Genomic DNA, 14078 nt, shown 5'->3' on the forward strand with positions numbered 1-14078 from the left:
TCTTTAATTATAAAAGGTATAAATTGAGGTGCGGTTGCTGCGATTGCGTATAGTTCCATTGACTTTGTCAATCTCTTTGTCTTTGAGCAGATCAATAACGCCATTTGTCAGTCTCTTTCTTTGCCACTCCGAGAGTTTAGTCCAGTCATCCGAATTTACTAACACATCCACGTCAGCGCTACTGCTGTTGCCTCTTACTTCGAAATCAAAGCCAACACTTTCATAGCTGCCGTATCTGTTGAACAAAGAACGTTGGATCTCGCTTGCATCAAAGGAAGAAGCTACATCCCTCAAATTAACATCGCCTCTGCTGTTGATTGTAAAGGTCGCCAGTTTATCCCTATTACTGGAGTTCTTCATTGTGCCTCTAACATCAGCATTCTTGTACTCCTTCAAAATATCATCAACGATGTCCTTCAGGTAGCTTTTCTTTCTGCTATCGGATAGGTCAGTCCATCTGGATTTTGTCATTTCGATAGTAACGGTAATATCGCTCTTGTTACCATCGAGCGTGATATCCGAGTTGGTGTTGTAGGAACTGCTGTAATCCTTGTTCAACTGCTTTTGCAGATCTTTCAAGGAGTTAGAGCTGTTTTTGCTTGCGTCGTCTTTTAGCGTCTGATTGTCTTTTTGCAATTGAGCGATGGTTGCGTCTTTAGTTGTGTTCGCTGCTTTCGCCGTGTTCAGCTCTTGAGTCAACGATGTAATCTGGTTGTTCAATGCTGTAACTGTAGATTGATCAATGGGAATGCTTTTGTCAGCAATGACTACGCGTTTATTGGTACCGTCCCAATCTACTTTTTTATCCAAGGCTGTACCTGCCAGCTTCAGGGGGAGGTACACCACACCATCCAGTAAGAATGGTTCTGTTTTGGCGTCATATGGAACTTCAGTTCCGTTGTAGATGACTTTGATATTGTTATATACTGCTTGGATTGGCCTGGTCACTTGCGCGGCATACGTGGATTGGCTGAAAAGAGCCCCGGATATAGCCAAGGCGGATACGGCAGTGATGATGACAGGCTTTTTCATAGATTTCAATGATTTCATTCGTTGGTCTACCCCTTTATTTAAGTATAATAGCCTAGTTCTTAGACTAGAGTAACATTAATGCCTACAAAATCCAACACGTTTGGAGGGATATTAGCAGATGTGCTTATATTGGTTAGACGCAACAGCAACCGTAAAAGTTGCCCTGTTTTCGTAATGTTTTTTTTTGAAAAGCCGTCAAACAAAACAAGTCAAACAAACAAGTTCGCTGCACAAGACAGCGAGGCTTGATGGGGAAATAGTGCGTCAAAGCTCATATCCAAATATCGAAATTATTTACCGTCCTTCAGTTTGCCTGCCGTAGTTAGCCATTACCCGAGCGAGGGTGATACGAAACGGAAAGCTGTATGTGATACAAGGGTATAATGATGGATACAGGCCAAATCAGAACGTGAAATGAGGAGTGGGCGTATGCTTAAAATTTTGCTATTTATTTTTGTTATTCAAATTATTTACGTGTCTGCGTATACACTGCGTATGATTTTGACGCTGAAAGGTCAGAAGTACGTTGCTGCGCTCATAAGTACTGTAGAAGTTACGATCTATGTGTTGGGCCTCAACATGGTACTTAAGTATTTGGATCAGGTGGCAAGTCTCGCGGTTTATGCTATCGGCTATGCGCTGGGTATTCTCATTGGAGCATGGATTGAGGAAAAAATAGCGCTCGGCTACGTAACCGTCAAGGTGATCAGCAATGAGATCAACGGAGGCATTGCCAATGCGCTACGGGACAAAGGGTACGGTGTTACAGCCTGGCTGGGTAGTGGTCGGGATGGAGATCGGCTGGTGATGGAAATTTTGGCTAAGCGGAAAAATCAGAACAAGCTGTACCAATCCATTCTGGATATTGATCCCAAGGCCTTTGTCATTACAGTGGAGCCGAAGCAGTTTCATGGCGGCTTCTGGACCAAGGCGATCCGCAAATAAACATTTTGGGAAAATACGCATATTTTTCAGAGGATGGAGCATATTAATACCCGCACAGGAGGCATTTAACAATATGCCAGCAGGAACAGTGAAATGGTTCAATGCAGATAAAGGCGGGGCTTCCTTCTAATGTAGGGGATTACCCCATAAAACCGAGGGGGGAATGTAGATGTACAGACGCCAGGCTCCAGAGATTATCCCAGAGGAAGATACGGCGATTTGGTCGTGTACCAGCGAGGGTTGCAACGGCTGGATGCGAACGGATTTCACCTTTTTGAGTGAACCGGTTTGTCCGCTCTGCCAAGCCTCCATGGGCCAGGAAACACGGATGCTCCCAATTCTCAATCGAACGGGCAATTCTTTTGTGGCCCAACGCTCCTGAGTAAAGGCGAGTACGTTAGGAAATGCTCCTTTATCACGAATACGGCCATGAGTACTTACCGTATCTGTCGGATCGTGCTATGAGTGGATTTTTACAGCTTTAGGGGGTTGAACTTCGGTAAAAGCTCCTTTATAGTAATGTCTATAGCCTTCGTGATGCGTGATCAATGAATGTCCCATTTGTATAACCTCAATAATATGGTTTGAGGGTCTCTACCAGGAACCGATAAATCCTGATTACAAAAAATGTGCGTCTTGTACATTTCTTGTGGTCAGGATTTTTTTGCGTATATCGAGGGATTTACATGACAGCAAAGGAGCTTATGTAATGAACTTTAAAGTAGTTATCTTAACGATTGCGACCTTTACGGTGGGGCTGGTGGAGTTAATTATTGGTGGCGTTCTGCCCCAGATTGCGCAGGATTTGAATGTCTCCGTCAGCACGGCGGGACAGCTTATTATGATCTATGCGCTTGTCTATGCTATCGCCGGGCCGACATTATTGGCGTTGACCGCCAGAATTGAACGAAAACGGCTGTACCTATGGTCGATGTTTATTTTTATTCTGGGAAGCCTGTTGGCCTTCTGGAGTCCGAATTATGCGGTCTTATTTATATCCCGTATCGTTACCGCCGCAAGTGGATCGTTAATTGTGACGTTATCGCTGACGATTGCCGTCAAAGTGGTATCCAAGGCTTATCAGGCCCGGGTTCTCGGTGTGATCTCCATGGGGGTTAGCTCGTCCATCGTGCTTGGTATTCCAGCCGGGGTGCTGATTGGAAATGCGTTTGGTTGGCGGGTGTTGTTCCTCATTATCGCCGTGTTGACGGTAGTTGCTATGATCGTCATGAACTTGTTTATGGAACGGATTCCGACGGAACATGTCGTGCCGATGCGCGAGCAACTAAAGTCCTTGAAAAATGTGAAGGTGATTAGTGCCCATCTGGTGACTACGCTGACGTTGGCGGGTCATTACACATTGTATGCGTATTTTACTCCATTTCTGGAGAATATGATGGGCTTGAACGCTTCGTGGATTAGTGTCGCCTATTTTGTATTTGGACTTTCGGCTGTTGGGGGCGGTTTTATTGGCGGTTCTTTGGCGGATCGTTTTGGCACAGCGAAAAGTATTTTGATCATTGTGGGCGTATTTATCGCTGTGATGTTCTTGCTGCCATTCTCGGTCCACTCGATGTATGTATTTGCGCCGCTGCTGATCATCTGGGGTATATTGAGCTGGGCCTTGTCCCCGCCGATGCAGAGCTATCTCATCAAAAATGCCCCCGAATCGGGCAGTATTCAGCAAAGCTTCAATTTCTCCGCTCTCCAGATCGGGATTGCCCTCGGCTCAGCCCTGGGCGGTGCGGTGATTGAGAACAGTGAATCGGTTGCCACGAACGCCTGGGTGGGCGGTGCCTTTGTTATTGTCGCTTTTGTATGCGGCGTATTTTCGATTACGAGAAGCGGAATGACGCAAACAGTTAGTGGGCATCGCCCTCTTTTATAAGGAGAGAAAATATGCTATACTACACCCAATTATCAAGAAGGAGGTGAGGTAGGTGAATCACGAGATGCTGAACAACCGTATTAGCCAGCTGCCGATTGCTATGGCTGGCATTGTTCATGCTTTTCCATTCAACGGGAGAAGTCTGTCCAATTTTAATCATACGGTTGTAAACATCGCGAGAAGACGCCTACCTTAACTCGAACGGATTGCTGTATCATCCGAAGAGTCGCGGGCTACTAGCTCCTGCGGCTCTTTTTGTGTTGCGCGGGTAAGGGTCTTCCTAAACAAAGGAGAGCCTAAACATGTATATTGTGAACGGTCAACAATTGAAAAAATACCACGGTGCCCATCTGATTCTGGACGGTGCATCATTTGATATTCATACGGGGGAAAAGGTGGGGCTCATCGGCCGCAACGGAAGCAGCAAAACCACCCTGTTACGCCTCATTGCGCGTTTATCCCGACCGGATGAAGGGCAACTCGTCATCGCCAAGGATACGAAAATCGGCTATTTGCCGCAAATTCCGGCGGAGTTTGAACACTTGAGTGTGTACGAAACGCTGGCTTACGCCTACCGAGAGCTGAAGGATTGCCGCAATCAGATGAGCGAGCTAGAGCGTGAAATGTCCGATCCGGTAGTCGCTGCGGATGCGGATCGTTTGGGAAAGTTGCTGCAATCGTATGCTGTCTTGCAGGAACGGTTTGAGCGCAGTGGCGGTTATGAAATGGATGCGAATATCGATCAGGTAGCGGATGGTCTACGTATCCCCAAGGCCATGTATACGCGTAGCTTCGGTTCGCTGTCCGGCGGGGAGAAAACGAAAATTGCCCTCGCGTCCCAACTGATCGGACGACCGGATCTGCTGCTGCTGGATGAGCCGACCAACCATCTGGATTTAAAAGGTCTGGAATGGCTGGAGAAATTTTTGCAAGGCTATACGGGCGCGTGTGTTGTTGTATCCCATGATCGTTATTTTCTGGATCGGGTTGCCGCCAAGATGATTGAGCTGGAGGATGGCGAGGCGTTTACGTATTATGCAAACTACAGTGGCTACGTCAAGGAAAAGGAAGAACGGCTGCTGCTGCAATTCGAGGATTATAAGGAACAGCAAAAGCGGATCAAGAAGATGAAAGAGGCCATTCGGCGTCTTGAAGAGTGGGGACGCAATGGAGATAACGAAAAGTTTTTTAAAAAAGCGAACTCGATTCGTAAGGCACTGGAGCGCATGGAGCTGGTGAAGCGGCCTGTGCTGGACCCTCAGGGTGCCGAGTTTAATTTGAAGCTGGAGGACCGTTCAGGCCGCCGGGTGCTGCATTTTGAAGAAATCGTTAAAGCCTACGGGGAGCGCCAGATATTAAACGGTGCTACAGGCAGTCTGGAATTCGGCGAAAAGGTGGCACTGCTGGGCGCTAACGGCTCAGGTAAAACGACGCTGCTCAAGCTGCTGCTCGGTCAGGAGAGTGCGGATGCAGGCATGGTGCAATGGGGCGCACGCGTGGAGTATGGATATCTAGCGCAGCAGGAAAGAGAGCGGGACAGCCGTGCGACTGTGCTTGTGTACTTCAAGGAAGAAGCGGGTGTCGAGGAAGGTGAGGCACGCGGGTTGCTGGCAAAGTATTTGTTCTACGGAGCAGATGTGTTTAAGCCTGTGAGCATGCTGTCCGGTGGTGAGTGGTCCCGCTTGCGGCTGGCACTATTAGTCATGAAAAAGCCGAATTTGCTGGTACTGGATGAGCCGACCAACCATTTGGACATTGACTCACGCGAGGCGCTGGAGGAAGCGCTGGATGCGTATACGGGAACCGTGCTGGCGATTTCGCACGACCGTTATTTTGTGAACAAGCTGGCTGGGCGCGTCTGGGAACTGGAGGGCGGAAAGCTGGCCTCTTATCTGGGCGGTTTCGATGAATACCGGGCGAAGAAGCGGGAGCTGGAACACGCCCGCTTCCTGAGCGCAGGAGATGCCGGGGCACGCACGGCATCCGGAACCAGAGCCGCAGCCGGTGGCGGTTCTGGTTTGAGCGGGGCTGCATCTGCCAGTGCAGCCAGCAACGGAACGGCTTCGGCTGCGCGGACAGGAGCGCCCGCCGGTGCCGATGCGAGCCGCACGCGTCCGGGTGCGGCAGGCCGTTTGGACTCGCCCGCCATAGGGGGCGGGCCGTCCGCTGGAACGGGGGCACGCGGAGCCAAGGCCGCGAAGCCGTCCCGCACGCCCGCCGCATCTAGCGAGCGGCTGGAGCGGGCGATTGCCGCCAAGGAAGCGGAATTGGCGGCGGCGGATGCCGAGCTGGAGCAGCTCGGCACAAGCAGCGACACGATGCGCATGGCGGAGCTGTGGGACGCGCGTGAACGACTGCAAGCGGAGCTGGACGTGCTGCTCGGCGAGTGGATTGAATTGGCGTAGGTGACAGGCCAGTTACTAAAAAGACAACGGTTTATTTTATAAAGAGGGTAGCCCTGAGGTAGAACATTACTGAAGGGCTATTTTTTGTATGGTTAAAGAGAACGATAGTGGAAATAGAATAACCACATATTGAAATAAAATGAATAAATATTATTATTTTTCGCTTCTTCGCTAAAGTGAATGTTAGATGTCTGTTTAATAGAGAGAGTGTCCATACTGTCTAGTAATAATAGGAAGAGGACGGGCTGGAACATGTGGACCCCATTAAGCAAAAAGGATAATCTAATGAATGATGTGTTCAAGTTCATGTTAGACCTTGAAGAACCCTGGAAATTAGCTGATATTGAGTATGACCCGTAAGAAGAAGCTTGGCACTTATTTATTGATTTTGAACGAGGAGCTCTGTTTGCTTGTCCGCATTGTGGAGCACCTTGCAAGGCCTACGATGCAGCGAAAAAACAGTGGCGCCATCTCGATATTTGGAAATGGAGAACCTGTTTACATGCCCGGGTTCCCCGAACAGACTGCAAACAATGTAATAAAATCACGTTGATTCCCGTGAAGTGGTCCCGGCCGTTGTCGCATTTCACCTTGGATTTTGAGGCCTGGGCCATGCGTTTAATGGCTGAAATGCCCGTCAACGCAGCAGCGCGTGAATTACGAGAACATGACACACGCATGTGGCGGATTTTTCATCACTACGTCTTTCGAGCCATGACCGAACTGGATCAGCTTAGTTCGGCGGATCGCCATCGACGAAACGTCCTCGCGTCGGGGTCACCGCTACATTACCTTGTTTGTGGATGTGGACACCAAAACGGTACTTTTTGCAACCGAAGGAAAAGGCAAAGATAACTTAGCGCGTTTCAACCAGTATTTACTACAAAAAGGCGTAGAATCGGCACAAATACAGGAAATCTGCTGCGTATGTCTCCCGCCTTTATTCGAGGTATTGAAGAGCAGTTCCCCACAGCCGAAATGACCTTTGATAAGTTCCACGTCATGAAGATGGTGAATGAAGCCGTGGATGAGGTGCGTAAAGCCGAGCAGAAAGAAGAACCTGGGCTCAAGCGAACCCAATATCTATGGTTAAAGAACAAAACGAACTTGAAGGCAGAGCAGCGAGATACCTTGGAAAGCCTGAAGGACAAAAACCCAAAAACAGGCAGAGCCTACCGCTTAAAATTAGCCATGCAGGAACTATGGACGACCCCGCACGTCTTTGCTGACGTCTATTTACGGGAGTGGTTAGGCTGGGCTAGGCGCTCACAGTTGGGAGCGATGATGGATCTGGCGAAGACCGTGAAACAACATGAAGAAGGCATTCTGCGCTGGTTTCACAGCCGGATGACCAATGGTCTGCTTGAAGGCATAAATGGATTAGTACAAGCAGCCAAACGAAAAGCACGTGGGTACAGAAACGTCCATAATCTAATAGCTATGGTCTACATGACCGCGAATAAACATCGGCTTCCAGCACTTGCAGCACACAGGCCCTAAACCCATTTTTACCCCGTTCCCTTTATACCATTTCTTTAAGAATCTACTGAAATAAGCTTGACTATGAACCTATTTCTATACGGCGTTACCCATCCAATAGAGCGAAGAGCCTATTTATCTTTATGTATATAAGGTAATAGCTTTACATTTTGCAACATGTGATATTCTTTTGCTTGTAAGGAAAATATAAAACATTGTTACGCAAAGTTTTTATTGTCAACAAGATTCTTACATGCAGATTATCTAAGTGATATATGACAATATTTCGAGTAGGTGACGATCTGGTCGGGGTGTTGTTCATATAAATCCTTCTATTCTACTATTGAGAAGGAAAGCTTCAGCGGGATAAAATATAATCTCGTTGAAGGCTGGTGGATATCTAAATGAAAGGGGGGGAAATGCAATGGCTGAAAATTTATTTGATTTGGACGTTCAAGTAAACAAATCTCAAGGGTCTGTAGAACCTCAGTTTCTGAGTATGGCTAGATGCTCTGGCGGATGTGGTAATGATAAGACTAATCATACTAAGTGTGTTGAAACTTGTGGAAAAAATTGTTACACTAACATAGGATCCATTTGTTAATATTTTTGTTATTTTTAAATATTTCTGGGGTATATAAAATTCAACAATCAAAGTAAGGGAGAGGGACGCCTTAATAGTTCCTCTTCCTGCTTAAAAAAGCGGACTATTAAAGTATAAATGATAGTTTCAAATTTTTTTAAGATGGCTTGTGGATGGAGGGAATGGTATGTCGGACTTCTTACTGGAGGTCAGTGAGGTAACCAAAAAAATGGGAAAAAGAAAGTTGTTGGATGATATTTCCTTTAAGCTTCAGAAAGGAAAAATATATGGATTCATTGGGCCTAATGGAGCGGGCAAAACCACGATGATGCGGATCATGACCGGATTGATGCAGCCCACCAGTGGTTCTGTCAAAATTGCTTCATATAATGTACATACAGATCGGGAAAAGGCGTTGTCCAAGGTGGGCGCTATTATTGAGTCTCCGGTTTTTTTTGATTATATGACAGGCAGGCAGGTTTTACGTAATTTGTCACGGTTGCACCCTGAGATTACCCCCGCAGATCGAGAGATACATATTGAAGAGTTGCTTACGAAGGTGAGGTTAGAATCGCGAGGGGATGACAAGGTAAAAAACTATTCTCTCGGAATGAAGCAAAGGCTAGGCATTGCTCAGTCTATGCTGGGTGCTCCTGAGCTTCTACTGCTGGATGAACCGTCCAATGGTCTTGATCCCATGGGGATGAGGGAACTGAGAGATATTGTGCTTCATCTGCGTGAATCAGCGAATTATGCCTTTTTTATCTCCAGTCATCTGTTGGATGAATTGCAGCAGATGTGTGACGAACTCATTGTAATTAAAGAAGGTAGGCTAGTTTGGCAGGGACCTGCTGATCAGCTGGTCAAGGATGGCCAACGATTGGAGGATGCTTTTATGGGATTAATGGGACTATGAAGTTATTGATATACAGCGAGTTCGAACGATTGTGGAAGCGAAAGTGGTTCTGGCTTATGATTTTATGTACACCCGTGCTAGCTTATTCGACAGGGACATATTTTTTACGCACTTTGAACGATCCAGTAGAGATATTATCCCAAAGTTTTATCGTTACAGGTCTACGTGAGAATTTGTCTTTAATTTGCAACATTCCTGTGGCTGCTTTAGCTGCTGCTGTGTTTACTGAGGAATTTCGAAGTGGGCAGCTACGTCTATTATTTATGCGTCGATTTACCCGTGGTCAGATTTTTTGGAGTAAGTTGCTGGTTTTGAACACTTCTATCTTGCTTCTTCTCCTTGTATTTGCAGTTTCATCGCAGGTGATCGTTGAAATATGGAAGTATTCATATGATTTAAATGACGCAAGCCTATCCGGATTCCGACTACTGCAAATTCTTGAATTCTATGGCTGGGCGTTTGCCTCACTATTAGCTATAAGTTCTTTGTATTGCTTTGTGGCTATGTACAGTAAGAGTGTAACGTATGCAATCGGTATTTGTATGGTATACAATTTGGGTTCTCTGTTGTTTGATCCGTTGTATCTAAAATTGGCATCCTTTGTTTCTCATATACCGTATTTATACAATGTAGTCACATTTATGATTATTCCATATATGCAGTATACGGGGCTGGATAATTCCTTAATGGGAAGTTTGTCTGTGAATGGGGCCATTGTCACCGTTGTTAGTTTATATCTCATCTTGTTTACGTGGGGGGCATACCGCCGCTTTGTGGCCGATGATTATTTAAGTTAGGGGGATTTCTTGATGCTGGGAATCTGGAAAAGCGAAATGGAACGGATTTGGAATCGAAAGTCCACTTATTCGTTGTATATAGCCTATATATTAATCGTGATTGCAATTATATGGAGTTATAAAGTGACTGGCACAAAGGTCCTCCGTTTTGGTGAAGGAACGATGGTTGTCAATAATTTAAACCTGCCGTGGCTGACGATGAGTGAGGTTGCTCTATTTCTAACTACGGCGATGTTGCCTATTTTATATGTCGATCAGTTGGGCGGTGACCTTCATTCCGGGGCGTACAGGTTATATGTGTTACGACCGTACCGCCGTTTTCAGTTTTGGCTTGCCAAATTGCTAGCACTATCGATCACGACAATCATTTTTATAGGGACAAGTTTGCTTATAGGTGTGATTGCGGGATGGTTGTTATTCCCGCATAGCTCTACTTTTTTAAAATATGGTTCATCCGTAACCTCTACCTCATCAGATGCCATACCTTACGTACTTGCATTTTATCTCGTGCTAACTATGGTTTGCCTGGCGAAGCTCATGTTGAGTAGCGTCGTATGTTTGTTTGTATCCCGACCATTGTTTGCCTATATAGTTATTCTATTTTCATCTGCATTTCTCTTCGAATTGTTTAGGCCACTCATTATGTTAATGGACCCATTTCAACAAATAGTACTTGCTCTTAGAGTTGATAATTCATTTAAATTTTGGATGTGTGTAGGAGGAATGATTGTGGTATGCATTGTCATCAGCTTTACTCGCTGGCAAAAAAAAATTGTCTAGAAGTTCTGTTCAGAACGGAGGCTTCTTATGAAAATTGTGGAGAATAAGTATAAAACATTAGACTTTTTTATGGTACGTACCCCTGCATTGCCTATGGAAGAGTTTTTAAAATGCTTCCCAACTGATGTCGGAGATAATGAAGAAATTATGACTGCTGCGATAAACTACCTGTCCGAGTTGTCACGCAATCCGGTTATTCGTGAAGCTTTGGCAGTATCAAGTCCCACCTTGCTTGACTCTTTAGTACATATGTATAACTCGGGTAACCCACGCAAGCAAAGGCAGGTTATCAAAGCGTTTGTGCGTTATGTTATAAGAATGATCACACGTCCTACGCCATTTGGATTGTTTTCAGGAGTAACCTATGGACAATTCGTGGAGCAATCGCAGCTCTGTTTGCAAGGTCCCGAAACCTTTCGAAAGCGTGCGAGACCCGACATGGAATGGTTATTAAAAATGGTGGAGTTCATTGAGAGCCGTCATGAGGTCGTACGACAACTTAAAGTTCAGTCCAATACATTGATTTATCGGCAAGGTAGCAGGGCTAAAATCCCTTACACGACAAGGCATGGCAGTATGACTAAAGGCGAAGATCAGAGCGTATCTGTACGTGCAACTCAAGTATTTGATTTTGTGATGGATGTAAGTTCAAGTCCTATATCCTACTCTGATCTGGTTCATTGTCTCCAGCAGAAATTCAAAGGTGCTGATCCTGAAACAATTGAGCGTTATGTATGGGAGCTATTTGAGCAAGAGTTTTTGATTTCCGAGATTATCCCCCCTACAACTACCACTGAACCGCTAAATCATATTCTGTCTGTTCTGAAATCAGTAACGGGGATAGATGAAATCAAAGAAAAGCTGACTCAGATTTCAGATGTTATTCATGAATATAATCAGCTCCCTATAGGCTGGGGTGAGAACTTGCTGGAGCAATTAAGACAGAGCATGAACAGCATGTTCGATGTGAAATCAAGTCTCCAAATTGATCTTTCTCTTGAAGATCGGAGAATTACACTGCCTCAGTCTATTCGCAGGGATGTAGAGCGTGTGGCTGAACTGCTAACAAGGATTTCCCACTACAGGAATAGGGCGTTGGACGAATTCAGTGTAGAATTTCTTGACAAGTATGGTCCATATCGAGAAGTTCCACTACAGGAGCTATTAGATGAAGACATGGGACTAGGAGCCCCGACAGGCTACAATCATCCTCCGAGTCGTCGTGGACAATTACAGAATATATTACCAACCAAGTCGAGAGCACACTACGAAAGGCTTCTGTTTCAATGGTTTGTGGAATGCATTCGTGAAGGTAAAAATGAAGTTGTACTTACAGATGCTATGATCGACGAAATTGTAAAGGGACAAGACCAAGAGGGATGGATCGCATCACCGTCTATGGAATTGATTGTACAGTTTGCAGCTGCTAATCAAACAGCTGTAGATCGTGGGGAGTATACTCTTATTTTAGGACCCAATCAGGGATCCGATGGAGCGGGAAAAACCTTTGGTAGATTTATGGACCTACTTGGTGAGCCCTTTGCAGACATGTTTTCTATAATCCAGTCGGAAGAGCAGCAGTTGCAACCTGAAAAGTTATTGGCCGAAATATCCTACCTGCCTAGCGCGGGAAGAATGGCCAATGTGGTATTAACGAAACATAGCCGGCCTTATGAAATAGCGATAGGAACCAATCATGCACTGCCGGAGGAACGGCAAATTCATGTTTCTGACCTCGTTGTGGGAATGAAGGATGATCGGTTTTATTTGAGGTCTTTGAGCCGCAACCGCGAGGTTGTTGTCAAAGCGGGACATATGCTCAACCCGGAAGTCACCCCCAATATATATCGGTTTCTTCTTGAGGTTAGCCAGAGTGGTTACCGACAATGGTCACCTATGGATTGGGGGGTGGCGGTAAAGTCCCCATTTACGCCACGTATAAGATATGAGCATATGATTCTCCATCCAGCTACATGGAGAATAGCAAACGATCAGATAGCTAGTCAGTCCAAGGATATAGGGCTAATTGAAGAGTCTGTACGCCAATTCCAAAGGAAATGGAATGTACCGCGTTATGTATACATGACTGAAACGGATAACCGTATCTTGCTAGATATGGATCATCCGCTGCACATTGAACAAATTTGCAGAGATATTCAGTCTAAAGGTAAAGTCACATTAATTGAGCACATAGGCAAAGTCGAAGAGACGCCAGTTTCCCGTAGCGATGGTCATTTATCGGCTGAATTTGTGTTCCCGCTCGTACGGAATCAGGCTGTTGATACTCACCGTTTTGGGGAAGAAATCGCTGCTACCCTAAATGTAGATCGTAAGAAATTAAGTCAAGGCTTTGTAGAAGTAACCCGTGTCCATCTGCCTGGGGGTTCTTGGTTTTATGGAAAACTATACGGGATGAACACCCGACAGGATGAGTTTATAGGTAAATACTGGGATGAATTTGTACAGAAATATCAACAAAGTGGAGCCATCCTTCAGGGGTATTTTATCCGATATGCTGATCCTGATAAGCATCTTCGTGTCAGGTTTGAATTATCGAAGGATTGCAAGGCGGAAATGTTTCTCTCTACTTTCCATGAATGGACAGAAATGCTAGTAGGTGAAGGATTGGTATCTAGAGTTGTCATCGATACGTACGAGCCTGAATTGGAACGTTACGGCGGAATAGAGCTTATGGCATGGGCAGAACGAGTATTTTCTTCTGATAGTGAGGTGACAGCAAGGCTTATACGGGTTATCAGATTCAATCAAACTTCATTGCCGCAGGAGATTATAGCAACATTAAGTGTTATTAACCTTCTGCATCAGTTTGGATATTGCTTGGAGGACGCTTATTTGTTACTAAATCGACACTTTGACGTTAAGGAGTATCTGAAAGATTTTCGCAAGGAAAGGAAGTTCTTTTTACAATGGATGACATCAGACCAGGAAATTCCGAATTCAATCCAATCCTCTCGGGACTCCATAGAGAGCATCTTCAAACTGAGAAAAGAAGCAGTGGTGCAATATAACCAACTGCTCAATGAGCGGGAGGAGAAGGGAGAGACCACTAATACTAAAGAAGATATTGTGTATAGCGTAATTCATATGCATATAAATCGGTTGTTGGGCATAGATAGGGACCGGGAACGTAAGGTGATGATTATGGCCAGACATGCTTTAGCTAGCCTGGTGAAATATCGGGGGAGTCACCAATGAGTCGTGTGAAAAGTAATACAAATTTTAAAATTTATTC

At 45.4% G+C, this 14078-nt stretch carries 12 protein-coding genes, 1 pseudogene and 1 riboswitch; of the genes and pseudogenes, 12 read left to right on the forward strand and 1 reads right to left on the reverse strand.

Annotated features, from left to right (window positions below; genetic code table 11):
* Positions 1-3: 3 nt before the first annotated feature.
* Positions 4-1050: a stalk domain-containing protein gene (locus ACWGOO_RS15695; protein ID WP_452484868.1), complete on the reverse strand. Its 1047-nt coding sequence runs from the start codon at positions 1048-1050 to the stop codon at positions 4-6.
* A gap of 411 nt (positions 1051-1461) precedes the next feature.
* Between ACWGOO_RS15695 and ACWGOO_RS15700 the strand changes: the two genes are divergently transcribed.
* The 12 genes and pseudogenes from ACWGOO_RS15700 (at position 1462) to ACWGOO_RS15755 (ending at position 14041) form a co-directional block, all read left to right on the forward strand.
* On the forward strand, positions 1462-1977 hold the full coding sequence (locus ACWGOO_RS15700) for a DUF2179 domain-containing protein (RefSeq protein ID WP_452484870.1): 516 nt from the start codon (positions 1462-1464) through the stop codon (positions 1975-1977).
* A 169-nt stretch (positions 1978-2146) separates the two neighbouring features.
* Positions 2147-2359, forward strand: a complete 213-nt coding sequence (locus ACWGOO_RS15705; RefSeq protein ID WP_354450286.1) for a cold-shock protein — start codon at positions 2147-2149, stop codon at positions 2357-2359.
* 159 nt (positions 2360-2518) lie between these two features.
* Positions 2519-2618: riboswitch (purine riboswitch) on the forward strand.
* A 68-nt stretch (positions 2619-2686) separates the two neighbouring features.
* Positions 2687-3865 carry an MFS transporter gene (locus ACWGOO_RS15710; protein ID WP_452484873.1) on the forward strand — a complete coding sequence of 393 codons (1179 nt, stop codon included), beginning with the start codon at positions 2687-2689 and terminating at the stop codon, positions 3863-3865.
* A 52-nt stretch (positions 3866-3917) separates the two neighbouring features.
* Positions 3918-4061, forward strand: coding sequence for an RAxF-45 family protein (locus ACWGOO_RS15715; RefSeq protein ID WP_162833912.1), 144 nt, complete (start codon positions 3918-3920; stop codon positions 4059-4061).
* A 106-nt stretch (positions 4062-4167) separates the two neighbouring features.
* Positions 4168-6270: a ribosomal protection-like ABC-F family protein gene (gene abc-f, locus ACWGOO_RS15720; RefSeq protein WP_452484876.1), complete on the forward strand. Its 2103-nt coding sequence runs from the start codon at positions 4168-4170 to the stop codon at positions 6268-6270.
* 402 nt (positions 6271-6672) lie between these two features.
* Positions 6673-7125, forward strand: a complete 453-nt coding sequence (locus ACWGOO_RS15725; protein WP_452484931.1) for a helix-turn-helix domain-containing protein — start codon at positions 6673-6675, stop codon at positions 7123-7125.
* Positions 7076-7770, forward strand: a pseudogene (locus ACWGOO_RS15730) (ISL3 family transposase). Before ACWGOO_RS15725 ends, ACWGOO_RS15730 begins: the two are co-directional and overlap by 50 nt.
* A 403-nt stretch (positions 7771-8173) precedes the next feature.
* Positions 8174-8353, forward strand: coding sequence for an FDLD family class I lanthipeptide (locus tag ACWGOO_RS15735; RefSeq protein ID WP_452484878.1), 180 nt, complete (start codon positions 8174-8176; stop codon positions 8351-8353).
* Between the two features lie 166 nt (positions 8354-8519).
* Positions 8520-9248: an ABC transporter ATP-binding protein gene (locus ACWGOO_RS15740; RefSeq protein WP_452484880.1), complete on the forward strand. Its 729-nt coding sequence runs from the start codon at positions 8520-8522 to the stop codon at positions 9246-9248.
* Positions 9245-10045, forward strand: a complete 801-nt coding sequence (locus tag ACWGOO_RS15745; protein ID WP_452484881.1) for an ABC transporter permease — start codon at positions 9245-9247, stop codon at positions 10043-10045. The genes ACWGOO_RS15740 and ACWGOO_RS15745 overlap by 4 nt, the downstream gene beginning before the upstream one ends.
* Positions 10046-10057: 12 nt before the next feature.
* Positions 10058-10825 (forward strand): ABC transporter permease, encoded by a 768-nt coding sequence (locus ACWGOO_RS15750; protein WP_452484883.1) that lies wholly within the window; start codon positions 10058-10060, stop codon positions 10823-10825.
* A gap of 27 nt (positions 10826-10852) precedes the next feature.
* Positions 10853-14041 (forward strand): lantibiotic dehydratase, encoded by a 3189-nt coding sequence (locus ACWGOO_RS15755; RefSeq protein ID WP_452484885.1) that lies wholly within the window; start codon positions 10853-10855, stop codon positions 14039-14041.
* Positions 14042-14078: the final 37 nt, after the last annotated feature.

Source organism: Paenibacillus sp. NPDC055715, assembly GCF_053617595.1.

Coding starts and splice junctions, on each gene's coding strand:
- ACWGOO_RS15695 (WP_452484868.1), bottom strand. CDS start 1,050: ATGAAATCATTGAAATCTATGAAAAAGCCTGTCATCATCACTGCCGTA.
- ACWGOO_RS15700 (WP_452484870.1), top strand. CDS start 1,462: ATGCTTAAAATTTTGCTATTTATTTTTGTTATTCAAATTATTTACGTG.
- ACWGOO_RS15705 (WP_354450286.1), top strand. CDS start 2,147: ATGTACAGACGCCAGGCTCCAGAGATTATCCCAGAGGAAGATACGGCG.
- ACWGOO_RS15710 (WP_452484873.1), top strand. CDS start 2,687: ATGAACTTTAAAGTAGTTATCTTAACGATTGCGACCTTTACGGTGGGG.
- abc-f (WP_452484876.1), top strand. CDS start 4,168: ATGTATATTGTGAACGGTCAACAATTGAAAAAATACCACGGTGCCCAT.
- ACWGOO_RS15735 (WP_452484878.1), top strand. CDS start 8,174: ATGGCTGAAAATTTATTTGATTTGGACGTTCAAGTAAACAAATCTCAA.
- ACWGOO_RS15740 (WP_452484880.1), top strand. CDS start 8,520: ATGTCGGACTTCTTACTGGAGGTCAGTGAGGTAACCAAAAAAATGGGA.
- ACWGOO_RS15745 (WP_452484881.1), top strand. CDS start 9,245: ATGAAGTTATTGATATACAGCGAGTTCGAACGATTGTGGAAGCGAAAG.
- ACWGOO_RS15750 (WP_452484883.1), top strand. CDS start 10,058: ATGCTGGGAATCTGGAAAAGCGAAATGGAACGGATTTGGAATCGAAAG.
- ACWGOO_RS15755 (WP_452484885.1), top strand. CDS start 10,853: ATGAAAATTGTGGAGAATAAGTATAAAACATTAGACTTTTTTATGGTA.